Consider the following 18,649-nt stretch of genomic DNA (forward strand, 5'->3'; position numbering starts at 1 on the left):
CATCCCCGTGCAGGAGGACCGTAGGAGCATGGACCGCAGCGACAGCCAGCGCCCGGGCAGCACGCCGGGTTACCTCGCGGACCAGCAGGTCGAGCACGCCTCGGTGCAGGACGTCCCGCTCGGCCTGCCGAACGGTCAGGTCCGCTCGATGCCCGGGCGTCCGCCCGGGATCCGCACCGACGAGGCCGGGCTGACCGAGCGCCAGCGCCGGGTGATCGACGTGATCCGGGATTCCGTCCAGCGCCGCGGCTACCCGCCGAGCATGCGGGAGATCGGCCAGGCGGTCGGGCTCTCCTCCACCTCCTCGGTGGCCCACCAGCTGATGGCCCTGGAGCGCAAGGGCTTCCTGCGGCGTGACCCGCACCGCCCGCGCGCCTACGAGGTGCGCGGCGTCGAGGTCAGCCGCCCGAACACCGCCGAGGCCGCCGGCCGCCCCTCCACCTCCTACGTCCCGCTGGTCGGCCGGATCGCCGCCGGTGGGCCGATCCTGGCCGAGCAGACCGTGGAGGACGTCTTCCCGCTGCCGCGTCAGCTGGTCGGCGAGGGCGAGCTGTTCGCGCTCACCGTCCGCGGCGACTCGATGATCGAGGCCGCCATCTGCGACGGGGACTGGGTCACCGTCCGCCGCCAGCCGGTCGCCGAGAACGGCGACATCGTGGCCGCGATGATCGACGGCGAGGCCACCGTCAAGCGCCTGAAGCGCGAGGACGGCCGGATCTGGCTGATGCCGCACAACCCCGCCTACGAGCCCATCCCGGGCGACAACGCCACCATCCTGGGCAAGGTCGTCGCGGTGCTGCGCAGGCTCTGAGCAGCACGCGGTACAGCGCAGGCCCCGAGCAGCACGCAGCGCACCGCACCACGCGCTGCCGGGCAGCAGGCGCTGAACAGCCGTCACCGAACGCCACGAGGGGGTCCACCGGACCCCCTCGACGCATGCCCCGGACGGCTCGGCGACCGGCCGGGGACCGCCCGGCGCAGGCCCAGGAGGCCCTTCCCAGGAGGCCCCTCGACACATGCCCCGGACCGCCCGGCGACTCCTCAGGACCGCTTGGCGACCGGCCGCACCGCCGGCGCGCTGGCGTCGATCGCCGCCAGCGAGCGGCGCACCTGGTTGCGGTCGGTGGTGTACCAGAAGTCCGGCATCGAGGACCGGAAGAAGCCGCCGTACCGCGCCGTGGCCAGGCGCGGGTCCAGCACCGCCACCACCCCGCGGTCGTCCGCCGCCCGCACCAGCCGCCCGGCCCCCTGTGCCATCAGCAGTGCGGCGTGGGTGGCCGCCACGGCCATGAAGCCGTTGCCGCCGGCCTCCTCCACGGCCTTCTGCCGGGCGCTCATCAGCGGGTCGTCCGGCCGCGGGAACGGGATCCGGTCCATCACCACCAGCTGGCAGGCCGAACCGGGCACGTCCACCCCCTGCCAGAGCGACAGGGTGCCGAACAGGCAGGTCTGCGGGTCGCTCGCGAAGGCCCGGATCAGCTCGCCCAGGGTGTCCTCGCCCTGCAGCAGGATCGGCACCTCCAACCGCTCGCGCAGCTGCTCGGCGGCCAGCTGGGCGGCCCGCATCGAGGAGAACAGCCCCAGCGTGCGTCCGCCGGCCGCGCCGATCAGCTCGGCCAACTCGTCCAGCATCTGCGGCCGCTCCGGCTCCCGACCGGGCGCCGGCAGGTGCTTGGCGACGTACAGGATGCCCTGCTTCGGGTAGGAGAACGGCGAGCCGACGTCCAGTCCGCGCCAGTACGGCGGCGCGTCCTCGCCGCCCTTGCGGGCGGGCTCGGCCGCGGCCCGCTCGTCCGGCAGCCGCCCCTCCGCCGGCAGGCCCACCGAGGCGGCCACCCCGGTGAAGTCGCCGCCCAGCTTGAGGGTGGCGGAGGTCAGCACCACCGAGCGCTCGCCGTAGAGGTTCTCCCGGAGCAGCCCGGAGACGGTCATCGGCGCCACCCGCAGCGAGGCGGGGACCAGCCCGTACCGGTCGTTGCGCTCGATCCACACCACGTCGTACGGCGACTCGGAGAGCAGCCGCTCGGTGGTCTCGTGCAGGGTCTCGGCCGCGGCCATCGCCTGCTTGCGGACCACGTCCTCGTCGGACAGGCTCTTGTCCCGGGTCTCGCCGAGCGAGGTGATCACCAGCCGGCTCGCGTCCCGGATCGCGGCCACCGCGTAGCCGAGGTACTCGGGCAGCTCGTCGACCTTGCCGGGCTGGGCGGTCTCCATCAGACCGTGGTAACTCTCGGCGGCCGCCTGCAGCGCGTCCACCGCCTTCTCGTTCGCCAACCGGGCCGCCCGCTTCACCGCCCGGTTGACCGCGCCGACGGTCAGCTCCGCGGTGGCCGCGCCGGTCACCCGGTTCACCAGCTCGTGCGCCTCGTCGATGATCAGCAGCTCGTGCTCGGGCAGCACCGGGGCGCCCTCGATCGCGTCGATCGCCAGCAGCGCGTGGTTGGTCACCACCACGTCGGCCAGCTTGGCCCGCTCCCGGGCCTTCTCCGCGAAGCACTCCTGGCCGTAGGCGCAGCGGCTGGCGCCCAGGCACTCCTTGGAGGTGACCGAGAGCTGGGCCCACGCCTTGTCCGAGACGCCGGGGGTCAGGTCGTCCCGGTCGCCGGTCTCGGTCTCGTCCGCCCAGTCGCGCAGCCGCAGGATGTCCTGGCCCAGCTTGCTGCTCGGGCCGCCCAGCGCCTCGGCCGGGTCGAACAGGCCCTCGCCCTCCTCGCTCGGGGTGCCCTCGTTGGCCCGGTGCAGGCAGAGGTAGTTGGACCGGCCCTTGAGCATGGCGAACTGCGGGCGGCGGCGCAGCAGCGGGTGCAGCGCGTCCACGGTGCGGGGCAAGTCCCGCTCCACCAGCTGCCGTTGCAGTGCGAGGGTGGCGGTGGCGACGACCACGCGGTCGCCGTGCGCCAGGGCCGGCACCAGGTAGGCCAGCGACTTTCCGGTGCCGGTGCCGGCCTGCACCAGCAGGTGCTCGGCGCCCTCCACCGCGGCGGCGACGGCCTCGGCCATCCTGATCTGGCCGGGCCGCTCGCCGCCGCCGACCGCGGTCACCGCGGCGTGCAGCAGTTCGGGGATGCGGTCGGCGCCGTCCTGGACGGCGGTGTCGGCGTCGACACCGGTCTCGTCGGTCGGCAGCTGGGTTGCGGAGTCGTTCGTCATGGCGCTTCCACCCTACGGGGCGGGAGTGACAACACCCCCGCGCGGACCGGGGAGGACCGCCGGTTCCGCCGCCAGCGGATTGGCCACCCGGCCGTGCACGGCCGCGTGCGGGCGGTGCGGCGCGTCGCGGTAGCCGTCCAGCAGCAGCCGGTTGCGGTTCAGGCAGAGCCGGTCGATCTCGGGCGTCAGCAGGTCGAAGAGCGCGAACCGGTCGGCCAGTTCCGGGAAGCGCCGCTGGTGGGCCAGGACCGCGGCCCGCAGCATCGCCCAGAACTCGTGCTCGGGCAGGCCGCAGCGCCGCTCCAGCAGGGGGGCCAGGTAGCGGTAGACCCCGATGAACAGTCCCGCGTGCAGGAACTGGCAGAGCCCCTGCGGCGCCTCGCGCAGCAGCACCTCGGCGACCTGCGGCGGCACCGCGCGCAGCTCGGGCAGGTCCTGGTCGCTCAGGTTGACGTCGTCCACGAAGTCCTTGACCGCCAGCCGCACCGGCACGTCGCGCTGGTCGAAGAGCAGGATCGCGTTCTCCCCGTGCGGCGAGAAGACGGTGCCGTAGCGGTAGAGGAAGTGCAGCAGCGGCGGCAGCATCACCGCGAACAGCCGGGCCGTCCAGTCCCGCGCGGTCAGCCCGGAGCGGGCGATCAGCTCCTCCACCAGGCTGCGCCCGTCCGACCCCGTCTGCAGCAGCGCGGCCAGCGTCCGCCCGCGCTCCCCGGGCTCCAGGTGCGCCCCCAGCGGCTCGCGCCAGATCGCCCCCAGCAGTTCCTTGTACTGGTAGGGAGCCTCCGGCAGCCGCGCGTAGTAGGGGTGCTCGACGGTGACCGAGGCGACCTCGCCGAGCAGCACCACCCGGCACTCGTCGCGCAGGAACGGGTCGCGGTCGCGCAGCTGGTGGATCCAGGCGGTGACGGCCGGCGCGGCCAGCGTCCGCTCGGTCGGCAGCCCCCGCCAGACCAGTGTGTTGAGCACCGAGAGCGGCAGTTTGACGGTCCGCCGCAGCGGGCTGGTGACGTTGAAGAAGGACCGGATCGACTGCTGCGGCAGCCGCAGGTCCAGGTCGGCGGGCAGTTTGACGATCCGCCGGTCGGCGATCCAGGGCGCGAACAGGGGCAGCACGGTCTCGTCCCACTGCCAGGGGTGCACCGGCAGCAGCAGGTACTGGCCCGGGTCCAGCCCCCGCTCGACCAGCCGCTTGCGGAACCCGGCCAGCACCTCGGCGTCCAGCTCCTGCTGGTAGAGCCGCTCGGCGTCGGCCAGCTCCCCGGTCCCCCGGTACTCGGCCAGCTCCCGGTGCACCGCCAGCCACTCCAGCGGCTGCAACTGGCGCGCCTCCGGGGTCCAGGTGGCCGCGTCGGTGGCCGAGAAGCCGAGCCGGCCCTTGTTGAAGACGATCCACGGGTGCCCGCCCTGGTGCCCCTCCAGCGCGGTGTGGTCCAGCTCGGCCAGCTCGGCCGCGCTCGGCGCCCCGCTCGCCACCCGCACGTCCGCCAGCAGCGTGGCGGTCAGCTCGCGCACCAGGTGGCCCGTGGTGTCCCCGGTCAGCCCGAGCAGGTCGCGCGCCTCCAGCAGGAACGCGATCGGGTCCCCGCCGCTGACCGAGTCCGGGTCGACCTGCCAGCTCCCGTACGCCCCGCGCCGGGCGGTGAACCGGTACTCGGGCCGCTGCGGGCCGAGCCGCAGCCGGTACGCCCCGTCCGGGCCCGCCGGTTCGGGCGCCAGCAGCTCCTCGTAGCTGAACTCCCCGAGCAACTTGGCCAGCAGCGCCCGGCCGGCCTGCTGCCAGCGGGTCGGGGTCAACAACTCATCGGCGGGCGGACGTGGCACGGTACGACTCCTCGGGGACGGCGGCGGACTGGGCGGGAAGCGCGGCCGGGGCGAAGCTGGTCCAGGCGGTGCGGGCCGGCAGCCGGTGCACCGCGCGCCCGGTGACGGCGTTGAGGATCACCGCCGCCCGGTGCGCACCCAGCCCGAGGTCCGGCGTACCCACGCCGTGGGTGTGCAACTCGGCGTTCTGCACGTACAGTCCGCCGGCCAGCTCGGGCGCGGCGGCGACCCGGTGGTCCAGGTCGACCCGGAACCGGCCCTGCTCGTCCCAGTCGATCAGCTCCGCGAGCGGCTCCAGCAGGGCCGGGTGCTCGGCCCGGTAGCCGGTGGCCAGCACCACCGCGTCGGTGCGCACCACCTTGCGCACCCCCGAGTCCCGGTGCAGGCAGCGCAGCTCCAGCCCGCCGCACGGGCCGGGCAGGGCCGCGGTCACCTCGGTGCCCGGGGTGATCTCGGCCGGCACCTCGGTGATCGGGCGGCCGATGGTCCGCTCGTAGAGGAGGTCGTGGATGTCGGCCAGGGTCTCGGCGCTGGCGGCCTTGTGCAGTTGCCACTGCTCGGTCACCAGCCGGTCCCGCACCGCCTCCGGCAGCGCGTGGAAGTAGCGGGTGTAGTCGGGGGTGAAGTGCTCCAGCCCGAGCTTGGAGTACTCCATCGGGGCCAGCGCCCTGGTCCGGGTGAGCCAGCGCAGCCGGGTGCCGTCCTCGCCCCGCCCGCGCAGCAGGTCCAGGAAGACCTCGGCGCCGGACTGCCCGGAGCCGACCACGGTGACGTCCCGGGCGCCGGCCAGCACCCCGGCCCGCTGCAGGTACTCCCCCGAGTGGAAGACCGCCGGATGCCCGGCCAGCTGGGCGAAGGCGGGCGGCCGCACCGGCGCGGTGCCCACCCCGAGCACCAGGTTGCGCGCCCGCACCCGCCGCTGCGCGCCCCCCTCCCGCAGCACCACCGCGAAGCCCTCCCGGTCCGGGTGGACCGCCACCACCTCGGTGCCGAACCGGCAGCTCGCCAGCCGCTCGGCCACCCAGCGGCAGTAGTGGTCGTACTCCTGGCGCGGCAGCTGGAACCGCTCGGCGAAGTAGAACGGGAAGAGCCGCTCCTGGGCCCGCAGGTAGTTGAGGAACGACCACGGGTTGGTCGGGTCGACCAGCGAGACCAGGTCGGCCAGGAACGGCACCTGCATCCGGGCCCCGGCCACCAGCATCCCCGGGTGCCAGCGGAACTCCTCCCGGCTGTCGCAGAACAGCGCCCGCAGCCCGGGCACCCGGTCGGCCAGCGCGGCCAGCGACAGGTTGAACGGGCCGATGCCCACCCCCAGCAGGTCGTACCGCTCCTCGTCCTGACGTTCCATCAGCCCCTCCTCGGCTCTCGCTCGCGCACCATCAGCGCGGCCCGCTTCTCCGGCAGCCGGATCTCCCGCTCGGTGCGGAAGCCCGCCCGGCCGAAGGCCCGGACGCTGGCCGTGTTGCGCACGTCCGGCTCCGCCACCACCCGCTCGCACCCCGCCAGCAGCGCCCCGGCCACCGCGTCGATCAGCACCGCGCCCAGGCCCCGGCCGCGGGCCCGCGGCGGCCCGAGCAGCAGGTGCACGCCCAGGTCGCCGGGCCGGGCCGGGTAGTACCCGGCCAGCCGGTCCCGGGCCACCTGGTAGACCTCCCAGTAGCTGACCGGCTCGCCCGCCAGCAGTCCCAGGTACGGCCGGCTCGGCCCGTCCGGGTCCAGCTGCGGGCGCACGTGCGCGGCGGTCCGCTCCGGCGGTCCGGCCAGCTCCCAGAAGGCGTCCACCGCCGGGTCGTTCATCCACCCGGTGAGCAGCGGCAGGTCCGCCTCGGTGACCGGGCGCAGCAGCAGCGGGCCGGCCCCGGTGTCGGCGGCGATCACCCGGCGGCCACCGGATTGCCGATCGCCACGTAGACCGACTGGCTGGACACCGGCCCGACCAGCTCGTCCAGGCCGTGCAGCCGGGTCAGCAGGTTCGCCTTGCAGCGCAGCGTGGGGGCCGAGAGCAGGTGCTCGGGCAGCGCGGAGCCGGTGGCCCGCACCGCTGCCGAGCCCAGGAACGAGCGCAGCGCGGCCAGCAGCACCCGCTCGTCGGCCAGGTGCTGCGAGCCGAACGCGCCGATCAGGCCCAGGATGTGGTTGATCCCCAGGTAGTAGGCGAACCGCTCGTCGGCGACCGCGTCCTCGACGAAGGTGTCGCTGGCCCTGCCCAGGCCCGGCAGCTGCTGCTCCAGCCGCTCGGCGTGCGAGGCCCGGAAGTAGTAGCCCTGGTTGTCCCGGTACCGGCCGCCGTTCGGCCAGCCCTCCTCGTCCAGCAGCACCAGGCTGTTCTGCTGGTGCGCCTCCAGCGCGATCCCGGCCCGGCCGTCCAGCCAGAGCACCGGCAGCACCACGGCGTCCAGGTAGCGCAGGAACCACTCGGCGGCGACCGTGGCCTGGGAGCGGCCGGTGCGCCGGGCCAGCCCCCGCACCAGGTCGCCGAGTTCGGACGGCACGCCGGGCACCTGCTCGCCGAGCGGCCGCTCGGCCACCAGGCCGGCCACGCAGCGCACCCGGTCGGTGGCGGCGAACGGCTGCTCGCGCAGCACGGTGTCCAGCCCGCTGGGCCGCTCCTGGTCCGCGCCGGGCAGGTCGAGTCCGATCCAGGCCGGGTCGCGCACGATGTCGAAGCCCGGGTGCGCGGCCCGCCACCGGGCGCCGAGCCCCGCCTCCAGCAGCCGGTGCACCTCCAGGCCCCGGTGCAGCTCCTTGCGCAGGTTCTCCCGGCGGGAGTTGGTGATCCGCAGGCCGAGCGAGAGCTTGAGCATCCACGGCGACCCCGGGCGCAGCACGGTGCGCACCGAGGAGGTCGGGTACCACGGCTCGCCGTGCCGGCCCAGGTCGTGCAGCGCGCCCCGGTCGAGCAGCCGGACGAACTCGGGCCGGCGCAGCAGCTCCTGGGCCTGCCAGGGGTGGGCCGGCAGCGCCGCGCAGTCCGCCGGCAGCAGCTCGGGGGCGCCCAGCAGCTCGGCGGTGAGCCGGTCGGCGCCGACCGTCAGCGCGGAGCCGGTCGCGAGCAGCGAGCGGTCCACCGCGAACCAGTGCAGCGCGAAGCTGCCGCGCAGTTCCGGCGAGTAGGCCGCGCTCTGGGCCGGCGGCAGGCCGTCCCGGCTCTTCGGGGTGGGGTGCAGCGGGTGGCCCAGCAGCAGGGCCTGCTCGCCGAGCAGGAAGCCGCTGGTGCCGGGCGCGGGCTGCGGGTTGGCCCGCCGGTGCTGCAGCAGATCGGCGGTGCGCTGCGCCGAGTCGGCCACCCGGCCGGCCAGGTCGGCGATCTGCTCCGGCCGGGCCGCGGCCGCCCGGGCCAGCAGCGCGGCCGTGGTCACCGCGTCCAGCGGGGTGCCGCTCTCGGCCTCGCCGACGGCCAGCACCGCGGGCCCGAACCGGTGCCAGCCGCAGTCGGACCAGTGCCGCACGTCCACCAGCAACCGCGCCGCGCCGCCCAGCAGCGGGATCCGCAGCAGCCCGTCCGGGTCCGGCCGGGTCCCGGTCTCCCGGCACCAGCAGCGCAACAGGGCCTCCACCGCCGCCTGTTCGGCCGCCACCGCGGCATCCTGGTGCAGCAGCGGGTCCGCCTCGGCGGACTGGTCCAGCTGTCGGGGGACGGTGGCCGGGGCTCCGGTCAGGGCGGTGCTCAAGGCTGCTCCTCGGTGCGCAAGGGGATGCGGAGACATCCGCTTGGGCTAACGAGCGGGGGCGGGCCCGGGTCACAGCTTGGTGACCTTCTCTCACCGCCCGCAACTGTCCCCGGACCGCCGCCGTCCATGCCGCATGGGAGACTCCCTGTTCGTACCGCTCCACTAGGGGGAACTGAACGCATGTCACCGATCAACCGCGCCAGGCGCTCTCCGGTCGCGGCGGCCGGCGCCGCCGCCGTGGTCCTCGCCCTCTTCACCGTCACCGCGTGCGGGCCGGACGAGACCCAGAACCCGCCGCCGGCCGCGTCCTCGGCCGCCGCGAGCCCGAGCCCGGCCACCGGCCTGCCGGCCGGGCTGCCGAGCCTGGACGTGCTGAAGAAGTGGAAGTTCGAGGACTGGGACAACTGGGCCAAGCAGCACGTCATCACCCCGGCGGCCAAGGGCTTCTGGGACCTGGAGAAGATGCTGCTGGCGAAGCCGACCACGCCGGTGGCCCCGCCGCAGCAGCCCACCGACGACGGCAACGACCCGCTGCCCGCCCCGATCCAGGCCAAGGCGATGACCCACCCGTACACGCCGCAGTACGGGGTGGACGGCAAGGTCTTCTTCGACGTCGGCGACGGCAAGCACGCGGTCTGCTCGGCCACCGTGATCTCCGACCCGGAGCACCCCGGCAAGAGCAACCTGGTGTGGACCGCCGGCCACTGCCTGACCGCCGGCAAGAGCGGCCAGCAGTACACCAACATCGCCTTCGTGCCCGCCTTCAACAGTTCGGGTGCGGTCAGCCACGGCCAGCGGGCCAAGGCCGACCAGTTCGCGCCCTTCGGCATCTGGGACGCCACCCAGGCGATCACCTCGCCGCAGTGGACCGCCGAGGGCGGCGAGTACGGCAGCGCGGCCAGCCAGTACGACTTCGCGATCCTGCGGGTGCAGAGCGAGAGCGCCTCCGGCAAGTCGCTGGAGGAGACGGTCGGCGGCTCGGTGCCGGTCTGGTTCAACGCCCCGCGCGACCAGCTGAAGATCACCGCGGTCGGCTACCCCGCCGCGCCGCCCTTCGACGGCATGGAGATGGAGCGCTGCGAGGCGGGCAAGCCGTCCCGGCTGTCCTTCGACAAGACCCGGCCGCCGATGAACGTGATCGGCTGCACCATGACCGCCGGTTCCAGCGGCGGCGGCTGGTTCGCCGTCAAGGACGGCAAGCCCGCCCTGGTCAGCAACACCTCGATCGGCCCGGAGAACAGCTCCTGGCTGGCCGGCCCGTACCTGGACGACGTGGCCGCGCACGCCCTCGACTACATCGCCAAGAAGGGCTGACCCCGGGTCAGCCCGCCGGAACCAACGGGGAAACCGAACATGACGTACCGCATATCCCGCCGCGCCGGACTGACCACCGTGGTGGTCGCCGCCCTCGCCCTGGGTGCCGCCGCCTGCGGCCCGGACGAGACCGGCAGCACCGACACCGCCTCGGCCGCCGCCAGTGCCAAGCCCGGTCTGCCGGCCGGTCTGCAGGACCTGAAGAAGTGGAAGGCGACGGACTGGGCCAACTGGGCCAAGCAGCACGTGCTCAAGAACCAGATCGTCAAGGACCTGTGGACGGTGGACGCGATGAACCGCGCCACCCCGGCCGAGGCGATGAAGCCCACCGACAAGCTGGGCACCGACACCGGCCAGAACGACCCGCTGCCCGGCCCCGTGCAGGCCAAGGGCGAGAAGCACCCCTACACCGGCAACATGGCGGTCTTCGGCAAGCTCTTCATGAAGAGCCCCAAGGGCACCTACGTCTGCTCCGGCACCGTGGTCTCGGACCCGGCGCACCCCGGCAAGAGCAACCTGGTGTGGACCGCCGGCCACTGCCTGCACGGCGGCAAGGACGGCGACTGGCTGCAGAACATCGCCTTCGTCCCGGACTACAACCGCACCGGTGCGGCCAGCGGCGGCAAGCAGGTGACGCTGGACCAGGTCGCCCCGTTCGGGCGCTGGTGGGCCGACTACGCGATGGTCGCCCCGCAGTGGGTCGCGGAGGGCGGCGAGACCGGCGGTCCGGTCAGCCAGTACGACTCCGGCATCATCCAGGTGGCCAACCCGGACATGCCCGGCAAGTCGCTGGAGGAGACGGTCGGCGGCTCGGTGCCGGTCTGGTTCAACGCCCCGCGCAACCAGGTGCACGCGATCACGGCCTACGGCTACCCGTCCGCCCGGCCGTTCGACGGCCAGGAACTGGAGTACTGCGACGGCGGCGCCCCGTCCAAGCTCTCCTTCGACGCGGACCGGCCCACCATGCTGACCATCGGTTGCACCATGACCGCCGGTTCCAGCGGCGGCGGCTGGCTGACCCGTGACCCGAGCGGCAAGGTGGTGCTGGTCAGCAACACCTCGATCGGCCCGAACCCCTCGGCCTGGCTGGCCGGCCCCGAGCTGGACGACCAGGCGCAGGGCATGTTCCAGCAGATGACCACGCTGCCGCAGCCGTAGCGGCGGCGCACGCGCGACCGGGCCCGGCTCCCCTCCGACGAGGGGGGCCGGGCCCGGTCGGGTGTCGGCTCAGCGCTGGACGGCCACCGCGTACTGCTCCAGCTCGGCGGCGAGCTCGGCCGCCACCTTGGCGTGCAGCAGGGTGCCCTCGCCGGTGTGCTCGGTGGAGAGCAGCTCGCCCTCCCGGTGCACCCGGGAGACCAGGTCGCCCCGGGTGTACGGGACCAGCACCTGCACCTCGACGGCGGGGCGCGGCAGCTCCTCGTCGATCAGCTTGAGCAGCTCGTCGATGCCCTGGCCGGAACGGGCCGACACCACGATCGCGTGCGGCTCGCGGCGCAGCAGGCGCTGCAGCACGTGCGGGTCGGCGGCGTCCGCCTTGTTGATCACCACGATCTCCGGCACGTTCTGCGCGTCGACCGAGACGATCACCTCGCGGACCGCGGCCAGCTGGGTCTCCGGCTCGGGGTGCGAGCCGTCCACCACGTGCAGGATCAGGTCGGCGTCGCCGACCTCCTCCATGGTCGAGCGGAAGGCCTCGACCAGGTGGTGCGGCAGGTGCCGGACGAAGCCGACGGTGTCGGCCAGGGTGTAGACCCGGCCGGACGGGGTCTGGGCCCGGCGCACGGTCGGGTCCAGGGTGGCGAACAGCGCGTTCTCCACCAGCACGCCGGCTCCGGTGAGCCGGTTGAGCAGCGAGGACTTGCCGGCGTTGGTGTAGCCGGCGATGGCCACCGAGGGGACCTGGTGACGCCGGCGCTCCTGGCGCTTGGTGTCCCGGCCCTTCTTCATCTCGGCGATCTCCTTGCGGAGCTTGGCCATCTTCTCCCGGATCCGGCGCCGGTCGGTCTCGATCTTGGTCTCACCGGGACCACGGGTGGCCATGCCGCCGCCGGACGAGCCGGAGCCACCACCACCCATCTGCCGGGACAGCGACTGACCCCAGCCGCGCAGCCGCGGCAGCATGTACTGCATCTGCGCGAGCGAGACCTGGGCCTTGCCCTCCCGGGACTTGGCGTGCTGGGCGAAGATGTCCAGGATCAGCGCGGTCCGGTCGACCACCTTGACCTTGACGACGTCCTCGAGGTGGATCAGCTGGCCCGGGGTGAGCTCACCGTCGCAGACCACGGTGTCGGCCCCGCTGGACGCGACGATGTCGCGCAGCTCCTTGGCCTTGCCGGAGCCGATGTAAGTGGCGGCGTCGGGCTTGTCGCGGCGCTGGATCACGCCGTCGAGCACCTCGGAGCCGGCCGTCTCGGCCAGCGCGGCGAGCTCGGCCAGCGAGTTCTCGGCCTCCTCGACCGTGCCGTCGGTCCACACCCCGACGAGCACCACGCGTTCCAGTCGCAGCTGGCGGTACTCGACCTCGGTGACGTCCTGGAGCTCGGTGGACAGACCGGCGACGCGGCGCAGCGCGGCACGCTCGCTGCGGTCGTACTGGTCCCCGTCGAACTGCTGGGAGAAGTCCTCGTCGAGTGCCGCGAGGTCCTCGTCCATCAGGGCTTCGGCCCGGAGGTCCGCGGGACGGCGGGCGCTGCGACCGGCGTCCTCAGTGGAAAATTCGCGGTCTTCGAACGTGGAGGTCATCGTGTCCTTTGATTGTCGGGGCTACGGGGTGGATCCGGTGGACCCGTCCACTGCGCCTAACGCGGCGGAACGGTCCCGAATTCCCTCCGATGGTCGCACGGGCCCGCCCCCGGGGTCACCAGCATTTCCGGCAGAACGGGCGTGCGGGCGCAGTCTGGGCGGCCGGGGGGCCTCCAGACCGGGGCGGCGGACATCGTAGACCCCCGAGACCCGCAGCATCGCCCGCATCACCACCGGCAGCGCCGCCGCGCTCGGCAGCTCCACCGTGTAGGTGTGCCGCACCCGCAGCTGCTCGGGCGGTTCGACCACGGCGGAGACGATGTCCAACCCGGCCGCGGACATCGCGGCGGTCAGGTCGGCCAGCAGCCGCGGCCGGTTCAGCGCCTCGGCCTGCAGCGTGACCCGGAACCCGGCCCCGGCCGCCGGCCCGCCGGCCGCCTGCGGCGCCCAGTCCACCTGCACCGGCCCGCGCCCGTCCCCGCGCATCCGCTCGCCGGTCGGACAGTCGCTGCGGTGCACCGCGATCGAACCGCCGCGGATCTGGAACCCGGTGACCTGGTCCGGCGGCACCGGGGTGCAGCACCGGGCCAGCCGGACGGTGGCGTGCGGGTGCCCGGGGGCGATCACCAGCCGCCCCCGGCCCGGGTGCCCGGTCCGGGCCGGGGCGGGCACCGCGAGCACCGGCGGGGCGGGCGGGGCGGGCGCCGGCAGCGGCTCGGCCGGGGCGGGGTGGCCGACCAGCCAGCGCTCGATGGCGATCCGGGCGCCCGGGGTGCGGGCGAAGTCCAGCCACTGCGGGCTCGGCCCGGAGGGCTCCGGGCCGCCCGGCCCGGCCGGGGCCTCGGTGAGCACCCCGAGCACGTCCCCGTCGGCCAGCGTGGTGGACAGCGCCACCAGCCGGCCGTTCACCCGGGCGCCGATGCAGCGGTGCCCGACCTCCTCGCCGAGCAGGTAGGCCGCGTCCACGCAGCTGGCGCCGGACGGCAGCACCAGGGTCTCGCCCTCCTCGGTGACGGCGGTGATCTCCGCGTCGTCGGACAGGTCGGCGGTCAGGGTGGACCAGAAGGCGTCCGGGTCGGGGGTCTCCTGCTGCCACTCCAGCAGCCGGCGCAGCCAGCCGGGGCGGGCCGGGTCGGTACCGTCCAGCTCGTCCCCGGACTGCGGGTCGGCCGGCTGCGGGCTGCCCAGGGCGACCACGCCGAACTCGGCCACCCGGTGCATCCGCGGGGTGCGCACCAGCACCTCGAAGACCGCCCGGTCCACCGAGACCGCGGTGTGCAGCGACTGGTAGAGGTTGAACTTGGGGGCCGCCACGAAGTCCTTGAACTCGCCCGGCAGCGGGGTCCAGCAGGTGTGCAGCTCGCCGAGCACCGCGTAGCAGTCGGCCTGCTCCTCCACCACCACCAGCAGCCGGGCCAGGTCGACCGGGTGCAGCTCGCCGGGACGACCGCCGCGGCCCCGGCGCAGCAGCTCGCGGTGGACCGAGACGCAGTGCCGCGGCCGCGCGGTCACCTCGGCGCTCACCCCGGACTCGGCCAACTGACGGGACAGCAGTTCGGCGAAGGCGGTGAAGGGCTCCTGGCCGGTGGCCTCCTGAGCCGCGATCAGCGCCCTGGTCCGGGCGTGCTCCTCGGGGTGCAGGGTGGCGAAGACGATGTCCTCCAGCTCGGTCTTCACCACCTGGATCCCCAGCCGCTCGGCGAGCGGGATCAGCACGTCCCGGGTGACCTTGGCGATCCGGACCTGGCTGGCCGGCTTCATGTGCCGGATGGTGCGCATGTTGTGCAGCCGGTCGGCGAGCTTGATCACCATGACCCGCACGTCGTCCCCGGTGGCGACCAGCATCTTGCGGAACGTTTCGGCCTCCGCGGCGGCGCCGAAGTCCACCTTCTCCAACTTGGTCACGCCGTCCACCAGGTAGGCGACCTCGGGGCCGAAGTCGGCGGCCACCTGGTCCAGCGTCACCTCGGTGTCCTCGACGGTGTCGTGCAGCAGGGCGGCGACCAGCGTGGTGGTCTCGGCGCCGAGCTGGGCGAGGATCAGCGTGACGGCCAGCGGATGGGTGATGTACGGCTCGCCGCTCTTGCGCTTCTGGCCGCGGTGGCTCTCCTCGGCCAGCCGGTAGGCACGCCCGAGCAGTGCGAGGTCGGCCTGCGGATGGTGCCGGCGGTGCACCTGGACGATCGGTTCGATCGCATCGGGCACCAGCGCCCGTCCGGTGGCCAGCAGGGCGGCCCGCCCCGCGCGGCCCAGGGCGGCGCGGCCCAGCAGGCGACGGCCGGGCGACTCGGAAGCGGGCTGGTCAGGGCGCTGGCCGGTGGGCCGGCCGGTCTCGACGGTCATGGCAACCTCCGGCAGCGAGCACCGGAGCGACGACTGCCCCGGTGGTCCATGCTACCGAGCAGAGCACGTTCCGCGAGGCCCCGCTTCCGCTCTGTGCAGGGGATCACTCGAACGGGCGGATTCGCCGCCGGGCCGAACGGGGAAAGGGCGCGGCCCCGCTGACGCTCGGTCAGCGGGGCCGCGCGGGCCGACGGGCCGTCAGAGCCAGCCCGGCTCCAGCTCGCCGCCGGCCACGATCACGGCCGGTCCGGTCTTCTCCACCCGGCCGTCCGGGTGCTCGGTGATCACCAGCCGCCCGCCCGGCACGTCCACCGTGTAGCTCACCGGCTCACCGGTCACCGCCGGGTCCACCCCGTCCCGGCGGGCGGCGGCCACCGCCACCGCGCAGGCGCCGGTGCCGCAGGAGCGGGTCTCGCCGGAGCCGCGCTCGTGCACCCGCATGGCCACGTGCCGCTCGCCCCGGTCCACCACGAACTCCACGTTCACGCCGTCCGGGTAGACCGCGGCCGGGGTGACCCGCGGCGCCGCGAGCAGGTCGCCGGCCTCGTCCAGGTCGGCCACGAAGGCCACCGCGTGCGGGTTGCCCATGTTGACGTTGCGGGCCGGCCAGTGCCGCGCGCCCACCCCGACCTCGATGCCGTCCTCGCCGGGCAGCCGGGCCCGGCCCATGTCCACCGTGACCTCGCCCGGGGTCCCGTCCGCGGCCGGCCCGGCGATCGAGACCCGGCGCACCCCGGCCCGGGTGGCCACCGCCAGCGGACCCGGCGCCACCAGCCCGGCGTGCACCAGGTACCGGGCGAAGACCCGCACCCCGTTGCCGCACATCTCGGCGATGCTGCCGTCGGAGTTGCGGTAGTCCATGAACCACTCGGCCCGGTCGGCCAACTCGGCGGCGGCCGGGTCGTTCGCCGACCGCACCACCCGCAGCAGTCCGTCGCCGCCGATGCCGGCCCGCCGGTCGCAGAGCCTGGCCACCTGGGCCGCGGTGATCTCCAGCAGGCCGTCCGGGTCCGGGACGATGACGAAGTCGTTCTCGGTGCCGTGGCCCTTGAGGAAGGGAATGGGTGCGCTGCTCACGCCGCCGATGGTACTGAGCCGGGGCGCTAGCCGCGCAGCCGGACCACCCGCAGCACGGCCAGCCCGAAGGCGCTGCAGGCGATCAGCGTGTACACCGCGATGGCCTGCCAGCGGGCCGGTCGGCCGGAGTCCCGCCGGGGCAGTCCGGGCCAGGCGTAACCGGCCCGGCGGGCCGCCATCGCGCCCCAGCCGACCGAGGCGGAGGTGAGCAGCAGGCCGAGCATGGCGACCATCGAGCCGCCGGTCACCGGGCCGAAGGCGAGCGGGAAGGCGAACATCAGCGAGCCGACCACACCGATCACCACGATCGGCAGCAGCTGCCACCAGCGCAGCCGGCGCAGCGGGCGGATCTCCCGCTCCAGCACCAGCGGACCCGCGGGCGGCCCGAGCGGGACGTCCGGGTCGAGCGGCGGCAGCAGGTCCTCCGGGGGCAGCACGGCGGGCAGTGCGAAGGCCTCCTCGGCCAGGGCATGCCGGGGGAACTCTTCGGTCTCGGGGCCGGGACCCGTGGACACGCGGCCTCCCCTGAGAGTTCGACACGGACGGACGCCGCCCGCGAACGGTGGGCCCGGCCCGCGCGACCGTTCCCTCTTGCCTCGATAATGGCATGTCCCAACGCGCTCACAGCGCGTAACCCGGGTCGCCAAGTGATCCGTGGCCAGGACGTGATCCGGCCGTGACCGCCGCTCCGCCCTGCACTTGCAGGTGCCGGGGAAGCTGCACCGTCCGATGGCCGGAACCGGTCGGTGCGGCGGCCGGAAGCCGCCGTCAGAGCTGGCGGTCGATCAGCCCCAGCGAGCGTTCCAGCAGCTGAGCCGGGGCGGCGCCGGCGGGCCGCTCCAGCCAGTGGATCCGGGCGTCCCGGCGGAACCAGGACTCCTGACGGCGTGCGAACCGCTTGGTGGCGCGCACCGTCTCGGCGCGCGCCTCCTCCTCGGAGCACTCTCCGGCGAACTGCGCCAGTACCTGTTGGTAACCCAGCGCCCGACTGGCCGTCAGTCCCTCGCGCAGCCCGCGTGCCTCCAGCGCGCGCACCTCGTCGGGCAGACCGGCCTGCCACATCCGGTCCACCCGCAGGGTGATCCGCTCGTCCAGCTCCGGCCGCGGCAGCGCGACCCCGAGCTGCACCGCGGGGTAGACCGCGGTGTTGGTCGGCAGGCTGGCGGTGAACGGACGCCCGGTGAGCTCGATCACCTCCAGCGCGCGGACGATCCGGCGCCCGTTGCTGGTCAGGATCGCCGCGGCCGCGGCCGGGTCGGCGACGGCCAGCCGGGCGTGCAGCTCGGCCGGGCCGACCCGCTCCAGCTCGGCCTCCAGCCGGGCCCGCACGACCGGGTCGGTGCCGGGGAACTCCATCTCGTCGATCGCCGCCCGCACGTACAGGCCGGAGCCGCCGACCAGCACCGGCGGCCGGCCGGCCGCGAGCAGCCGGTCGATCTCGGCCCGGGCCAGCCGCTGGTACTCGGCCACGCTCGCCGTCTCGGTGACCTCCCAGACGTCCAGCAGGTGGTGCGGGATCCCGCCGCGCTCCTCCTCGGTGAGCTTGGCGGTGCCGATGTCCATGCCCCGGTAGAGCTGCATCGAGTCGGTGTTGATCACCTCGCCGCCGAGCTCACGGGCGATGGCCACGGCCAGGTCGGACTTGCCGGCCGCGGTGGCGCCGACCACGCAGACCACGGGGACGAAGGAGGAAGCGCTGCTCACCCGCTCAGTCTCCCAAACATCCCTCCCCCACTCGAACGAGCGACGTGACCCGCTCCCACCTGGTTCGTTGCCCGGTTGGCGGTCGCGGATGCGGCCGGGTCCGCCGCAGACCGCGTAGTTTTGGGAGAAAATATGGGTGTTTTCAGCTGGTTCCGCCGTCGCGAGCCCGCCGCCACCACGACCACGCCCGCCACCGCCACGGTGCCGGCCCCGGCCGCCGAGCCCGATCGGCCGGCGACCGCCACCGAGGTCGGAGCCGTTGCGGTGCTGGACGTCGAGGAGGTGGAGCAGCCGCCGGCCGCCCCCGGCGTCCCCGGCGCCCGGACGGCTCCGGAGGACGCCCTCGCGGCGCCCGCCGTGGCGCTGCCCGAGGGCCTGGCCGACGTCGCCGAGCTGCTGGCGGCCGTCACGGCCGCCGCGCAGCAGGTGGAGCCGGCCGGGGACAGCCAGTCAGCGCGCCGACCCGAGCGGCCCGACACAGGAGACGAAGCGATGGGCCTGATGGACAACCTCAAGGGCAAGGCCGAGGAACTCGCCACCGACCTGAAGGGGAAGGCGAGCCACCTGGCCGGCCAGCACAACGAGAAGATCGACGAGCTGGTCGACAAGGCCGGCGACGCGATCGACAAGGCCACCAAGGGCAAGTACAGCGACAAGATCAACAGCGGCGCCGAGAAGGCCAAGGGCGCGGTGGACGGCTTCGCCGAGAAGCCGGCCGGCGAGCAGGACGGGCAGGGCGGGGAGTCCGCCGAGGGCGGCGACGCGCAGCCCGGTCCCCAGCAGGGCTGACCCGGCACGGCGGGCGGTGGCGGGCCGGGCCCGCC

General features: G+C 74.2%; 14 protein-coding genes. 4 read left to right on the top strand and 10 right to left on the bottom strand.

Going from position 1 to position 18,649, the window contains the following annotated elements; genetic code table 11:
* The first annotated feature begins 148 nt into the window (after positions 1–148).
* Positions 149–811 carry a transcriptional repressor LexA gene (gene lexA, locus ACFW1A_RS03690; RefSeq protein ID WP_245984627.1) on the top strand — a complete coding sequence of 221 codons (663 nt, stop codon included), beginning with the start codon at positions 149–151 and terminating at the stop codon, positions 809–811.
* Between the two features lie 230 nt (positions 812–1,041).
* Here the strand turns inward: lexA and ACFW1A_RS03695 are convergent, their stop codons facing one another.
* The 5 genes from ACFW1A_RS03695 to ACFW1A_RS03715 are packed head-to-tail and all read right to left on the bottom strand — an operon-like array spanning position 1,042 to position 8,678.
* Positions 1,042–3,150 (bottom strand): ATP-dependent DNA helicase, encoded by a 2,109-nt coding sequence (locus ACFW1A_RS03695; protein ID WP_380403503.1) that lies wholly within the window; start codon positions 3,148–3,150, stop codon positions 1,042–1,044.
* 12 nt (positions 3,151–3,162) lie between these two features.
* A complete protein-coding gene (locus ACFW1A_RS03700) occupies positions 3,163–4,971 on the bottom strand; it encodes an IucA/IucC family protein (protein ID WP_380403506.1) in 1,809 nt (602 codons plus the stop codon).
* Positions 4,949–6,319 carry a lysine N(6)-hydroxylase/L-ornithine N(5)-oxygenase family protein gene (locus ACFW1A_RS03705; RefSeq protein ID WP_380403509.1) on the bottom strand — a complete coding sequence of 457 codons (1,371 nt, stop codon included), beginning with the start codon at positions 6,317–6,319 and terminating at the stop codon, positions 4,949–4,951. The genes ACFW1A_RS03700 and ACFW1A_RS03705 overlap by 23 nt, the downstream gene beginning before the upstream one ends.
* Positions 6,319–6,849, bottom strand: a complete 531-nt coding sequence (locus ACFW1A_RS03710; protein ID WP_380403512.1) for a GNAT family N-acetyltransferase — start codon at positions 6,847–6,849, stop codon at positions 6,319–6,321. The genes ACFW1A_RS03705 and ACFW1A_RS03710 overlap by 1 nt, the downstream gene beginning before the upstream one ends.
* Positions 6,846–8,678: an IucA/IucC family protein gene (locus ACFW1A_RS03715; protein WP_380403515.1), complete on the bottom strand. Its 1,833-nt coding sequence runs from the start codon at positions 8,676–8,678 to the stop codon at positions 6,846–6,848. The genes ACFW1A_RS03710 and ACFW1A_RS03715 overlap by 4 nt, the downstream gene beginning before the upstream one ends.
* Positions 8,679–8,822: 144 nt before the next feature.
* On the opposite strand from ACFW1A_RS03715, the gene ACFW1A_RS03720 reads away from it, so the two are divergent.
* Both ACFW1A_RS03720 and ACFW1A_RS03725 read left to right on the top strand, forming a co-directional pair.
* Positions 8,823–9,956 carry a trypsin-like serine peptidase gene (locus tag ACFW1A_RS03720; protein WP_380403518.1) on the top strand — a complete coding sequence of 378 codons (1,134 nt, stop codon included), beginning with the start codon at positions 8,823–8,825 and terminating at the stop codon, positions 9,954–9,956.
* 39 nt (positions 9,957–9,995) lie between these two features.
* The gene (locus ACFW1A_RS03725; protein ID WP_380403521.1) at positions 9,996–11,114 is read left to right on the top strand and encodes a trypsin-like serine peptidase; all 1,119 of its coding nucleotides are present in this window, start codon (positions 9,996–9,998) and stop codon (positions 11,112–11,114) included.
* Between the two features lie 69 nt (positions 11,115–11,183).
* Here the strand turns inward: ACFW1A_RS03725 and hflX are convergent, their stop codons facing one another.
* From hflX to miaA, 5 genes are all read right to left on the bottom strand, one after another.
* Entirely contained in the window at positions 11,184–12,701 is a 1,518-nt protein-coding gene (hflX, locus tag ACFW1A_RS03730; RefSeq protein ID WP_380403524.1) for a GTPase HflX, read from the bottom strand.
* A gap of 21 nt (positions 12,702–12,722) precedes the next feature.
* Complete coding sequence (locus ACFW1A_RS03735; protein WP_380403529.1) at positions 12,723–15,044, bottom strand: RelA/SpoT family protein; 2,322 nt, start codon at positions 15,042–15,044, stop codon at positions 12,723–12,725.
* Positions 15,045–15,242: 198 nt separating this feature from the next.
* A complete protein-coding gene (gene dapF / locus ACFW1A_RS03740) occupies positions 15,243–16,121 on the bottom strand; it encodes a diaminopimelate epimerase (protein ID WP_380403535.1) in 879 nt (292 codons plus the stop codon).
* Positions 16,122–16,147: 26 nt separating this feature from the next.
* Positions 16,148–16,636 (bottom strand): hypothetical protein, encoded by a 489-nt coding sequence (locus ACFW1A_RS03745; protein WP_380403538.1) that lies wholly within the window; start codon positions 16,634–16,636, stop codon positions 16,148–16,150.
* Positions 16,637–16,889: 253 nt separating this feature from the next.
* Positions 16,890–17,825 (bottom strand): tRNA (adenosine(37)-N6)-dimethylallyltransferase MiaA, encoded by a 936-nt coding sequence (gene miaA / locus ACFW1A_RS03750; protein ID WP_380403541.1) that lies wholly within the window; start codon positions 17,823–17,825, stop codon positions 16,890–16,892.
* Between the two features lie 132 nt (positions 17,826–17,957).
* Between miaA and ACFW1A_RS03755 the strand changes: the two genes are divergently transcribed.
* A complete protein-coding gene (locus tag ACFW1A_RS03755; protein ID WP_380403544.1) occupies positions 17,958–18,614 on the top strand; it encodes an antitoxin in 657 nt (218 codons plus the stop codon).
* Positions 18,615–18,649 lie beyond the last annotated feature (35 nt).

It is taken from the genome of Kitasatospora sp. NPDC058965, from assembly GCF_042741245.1.
GTDB lineage: Bacteria > Actinomycetota > Actinomycetes > Streptomycetales > Streptomycetaceae > Kitasatospora.

Excerpts from the sequence above, each read along its gene's own strand:
- ACFW1A_RS03725 (WP_380403521.1), top strand. The coding sequence starts at position 9,996 with ATGACGTACCGCATATCCCGCCGCGCCGGACTGACCACCGTGGTGGTC.
- ACFW1A_RS03755 (WP_380403544.1), top strand. The coding sequence starts at position 17,958 with ATGGGTGTTTTCAGCTGGTTCCGCCGTCGCGAGCCCGCCGCCACCACG.
- ACFW1A_RS03720 (WP_380403518.1), top strand. The coding sequence starts at position 8,823 with ATGTCACCGATCAACCGCGCCAGGCGCTCTCCGGTCGCGGCGGCCGGC.
- ACFW1A_RS03705 (WP_380403509.1), bottom strand. The coding sequence starts at position 6,319 with ATGGAACGTCAGGACGAGGAGCGGTACGACCTGCTGGGGGTGGGCATC.
- ACFW1A_RS03715 (WP_380403515.1), bottom strand. The coding sequence starts at position 8,678 with ATGTCTCCGCATCCCCTTGCGCACCGAGGAGCAGCCTTGAGCACCGCC.
- ACFW1A_RS03695 (WP_380403503.1), bottom strand. The coding sequence starts at position 3,150 with ATGACGAACGACTCCGCAACCCAGCTGCCGACCGACGAGACCGGTGTC.
- hflX (WP_380403524.1), bottom strand. The coding sequence starts at position 12,701 with ATGACCTCCACGTTCGAAGACCGCGAATTTTCCACTGAGGACGCCGGT.
- lexA (WP_245984627.1), top strand. The coding sequence starts at position 149 with ATGCCCGGGCGTCCGCCCGGGATCCGCACCGACGAGGCCGGGCTGACC.
- ACFW1A_RS03735 (WP_380403529.1), bottom strand. The coding sequence starts at position 15,044 with ATGACCGTCGAGACCGGCCGGCCCACCGGCCAGCGCCCTGACCAGCCC.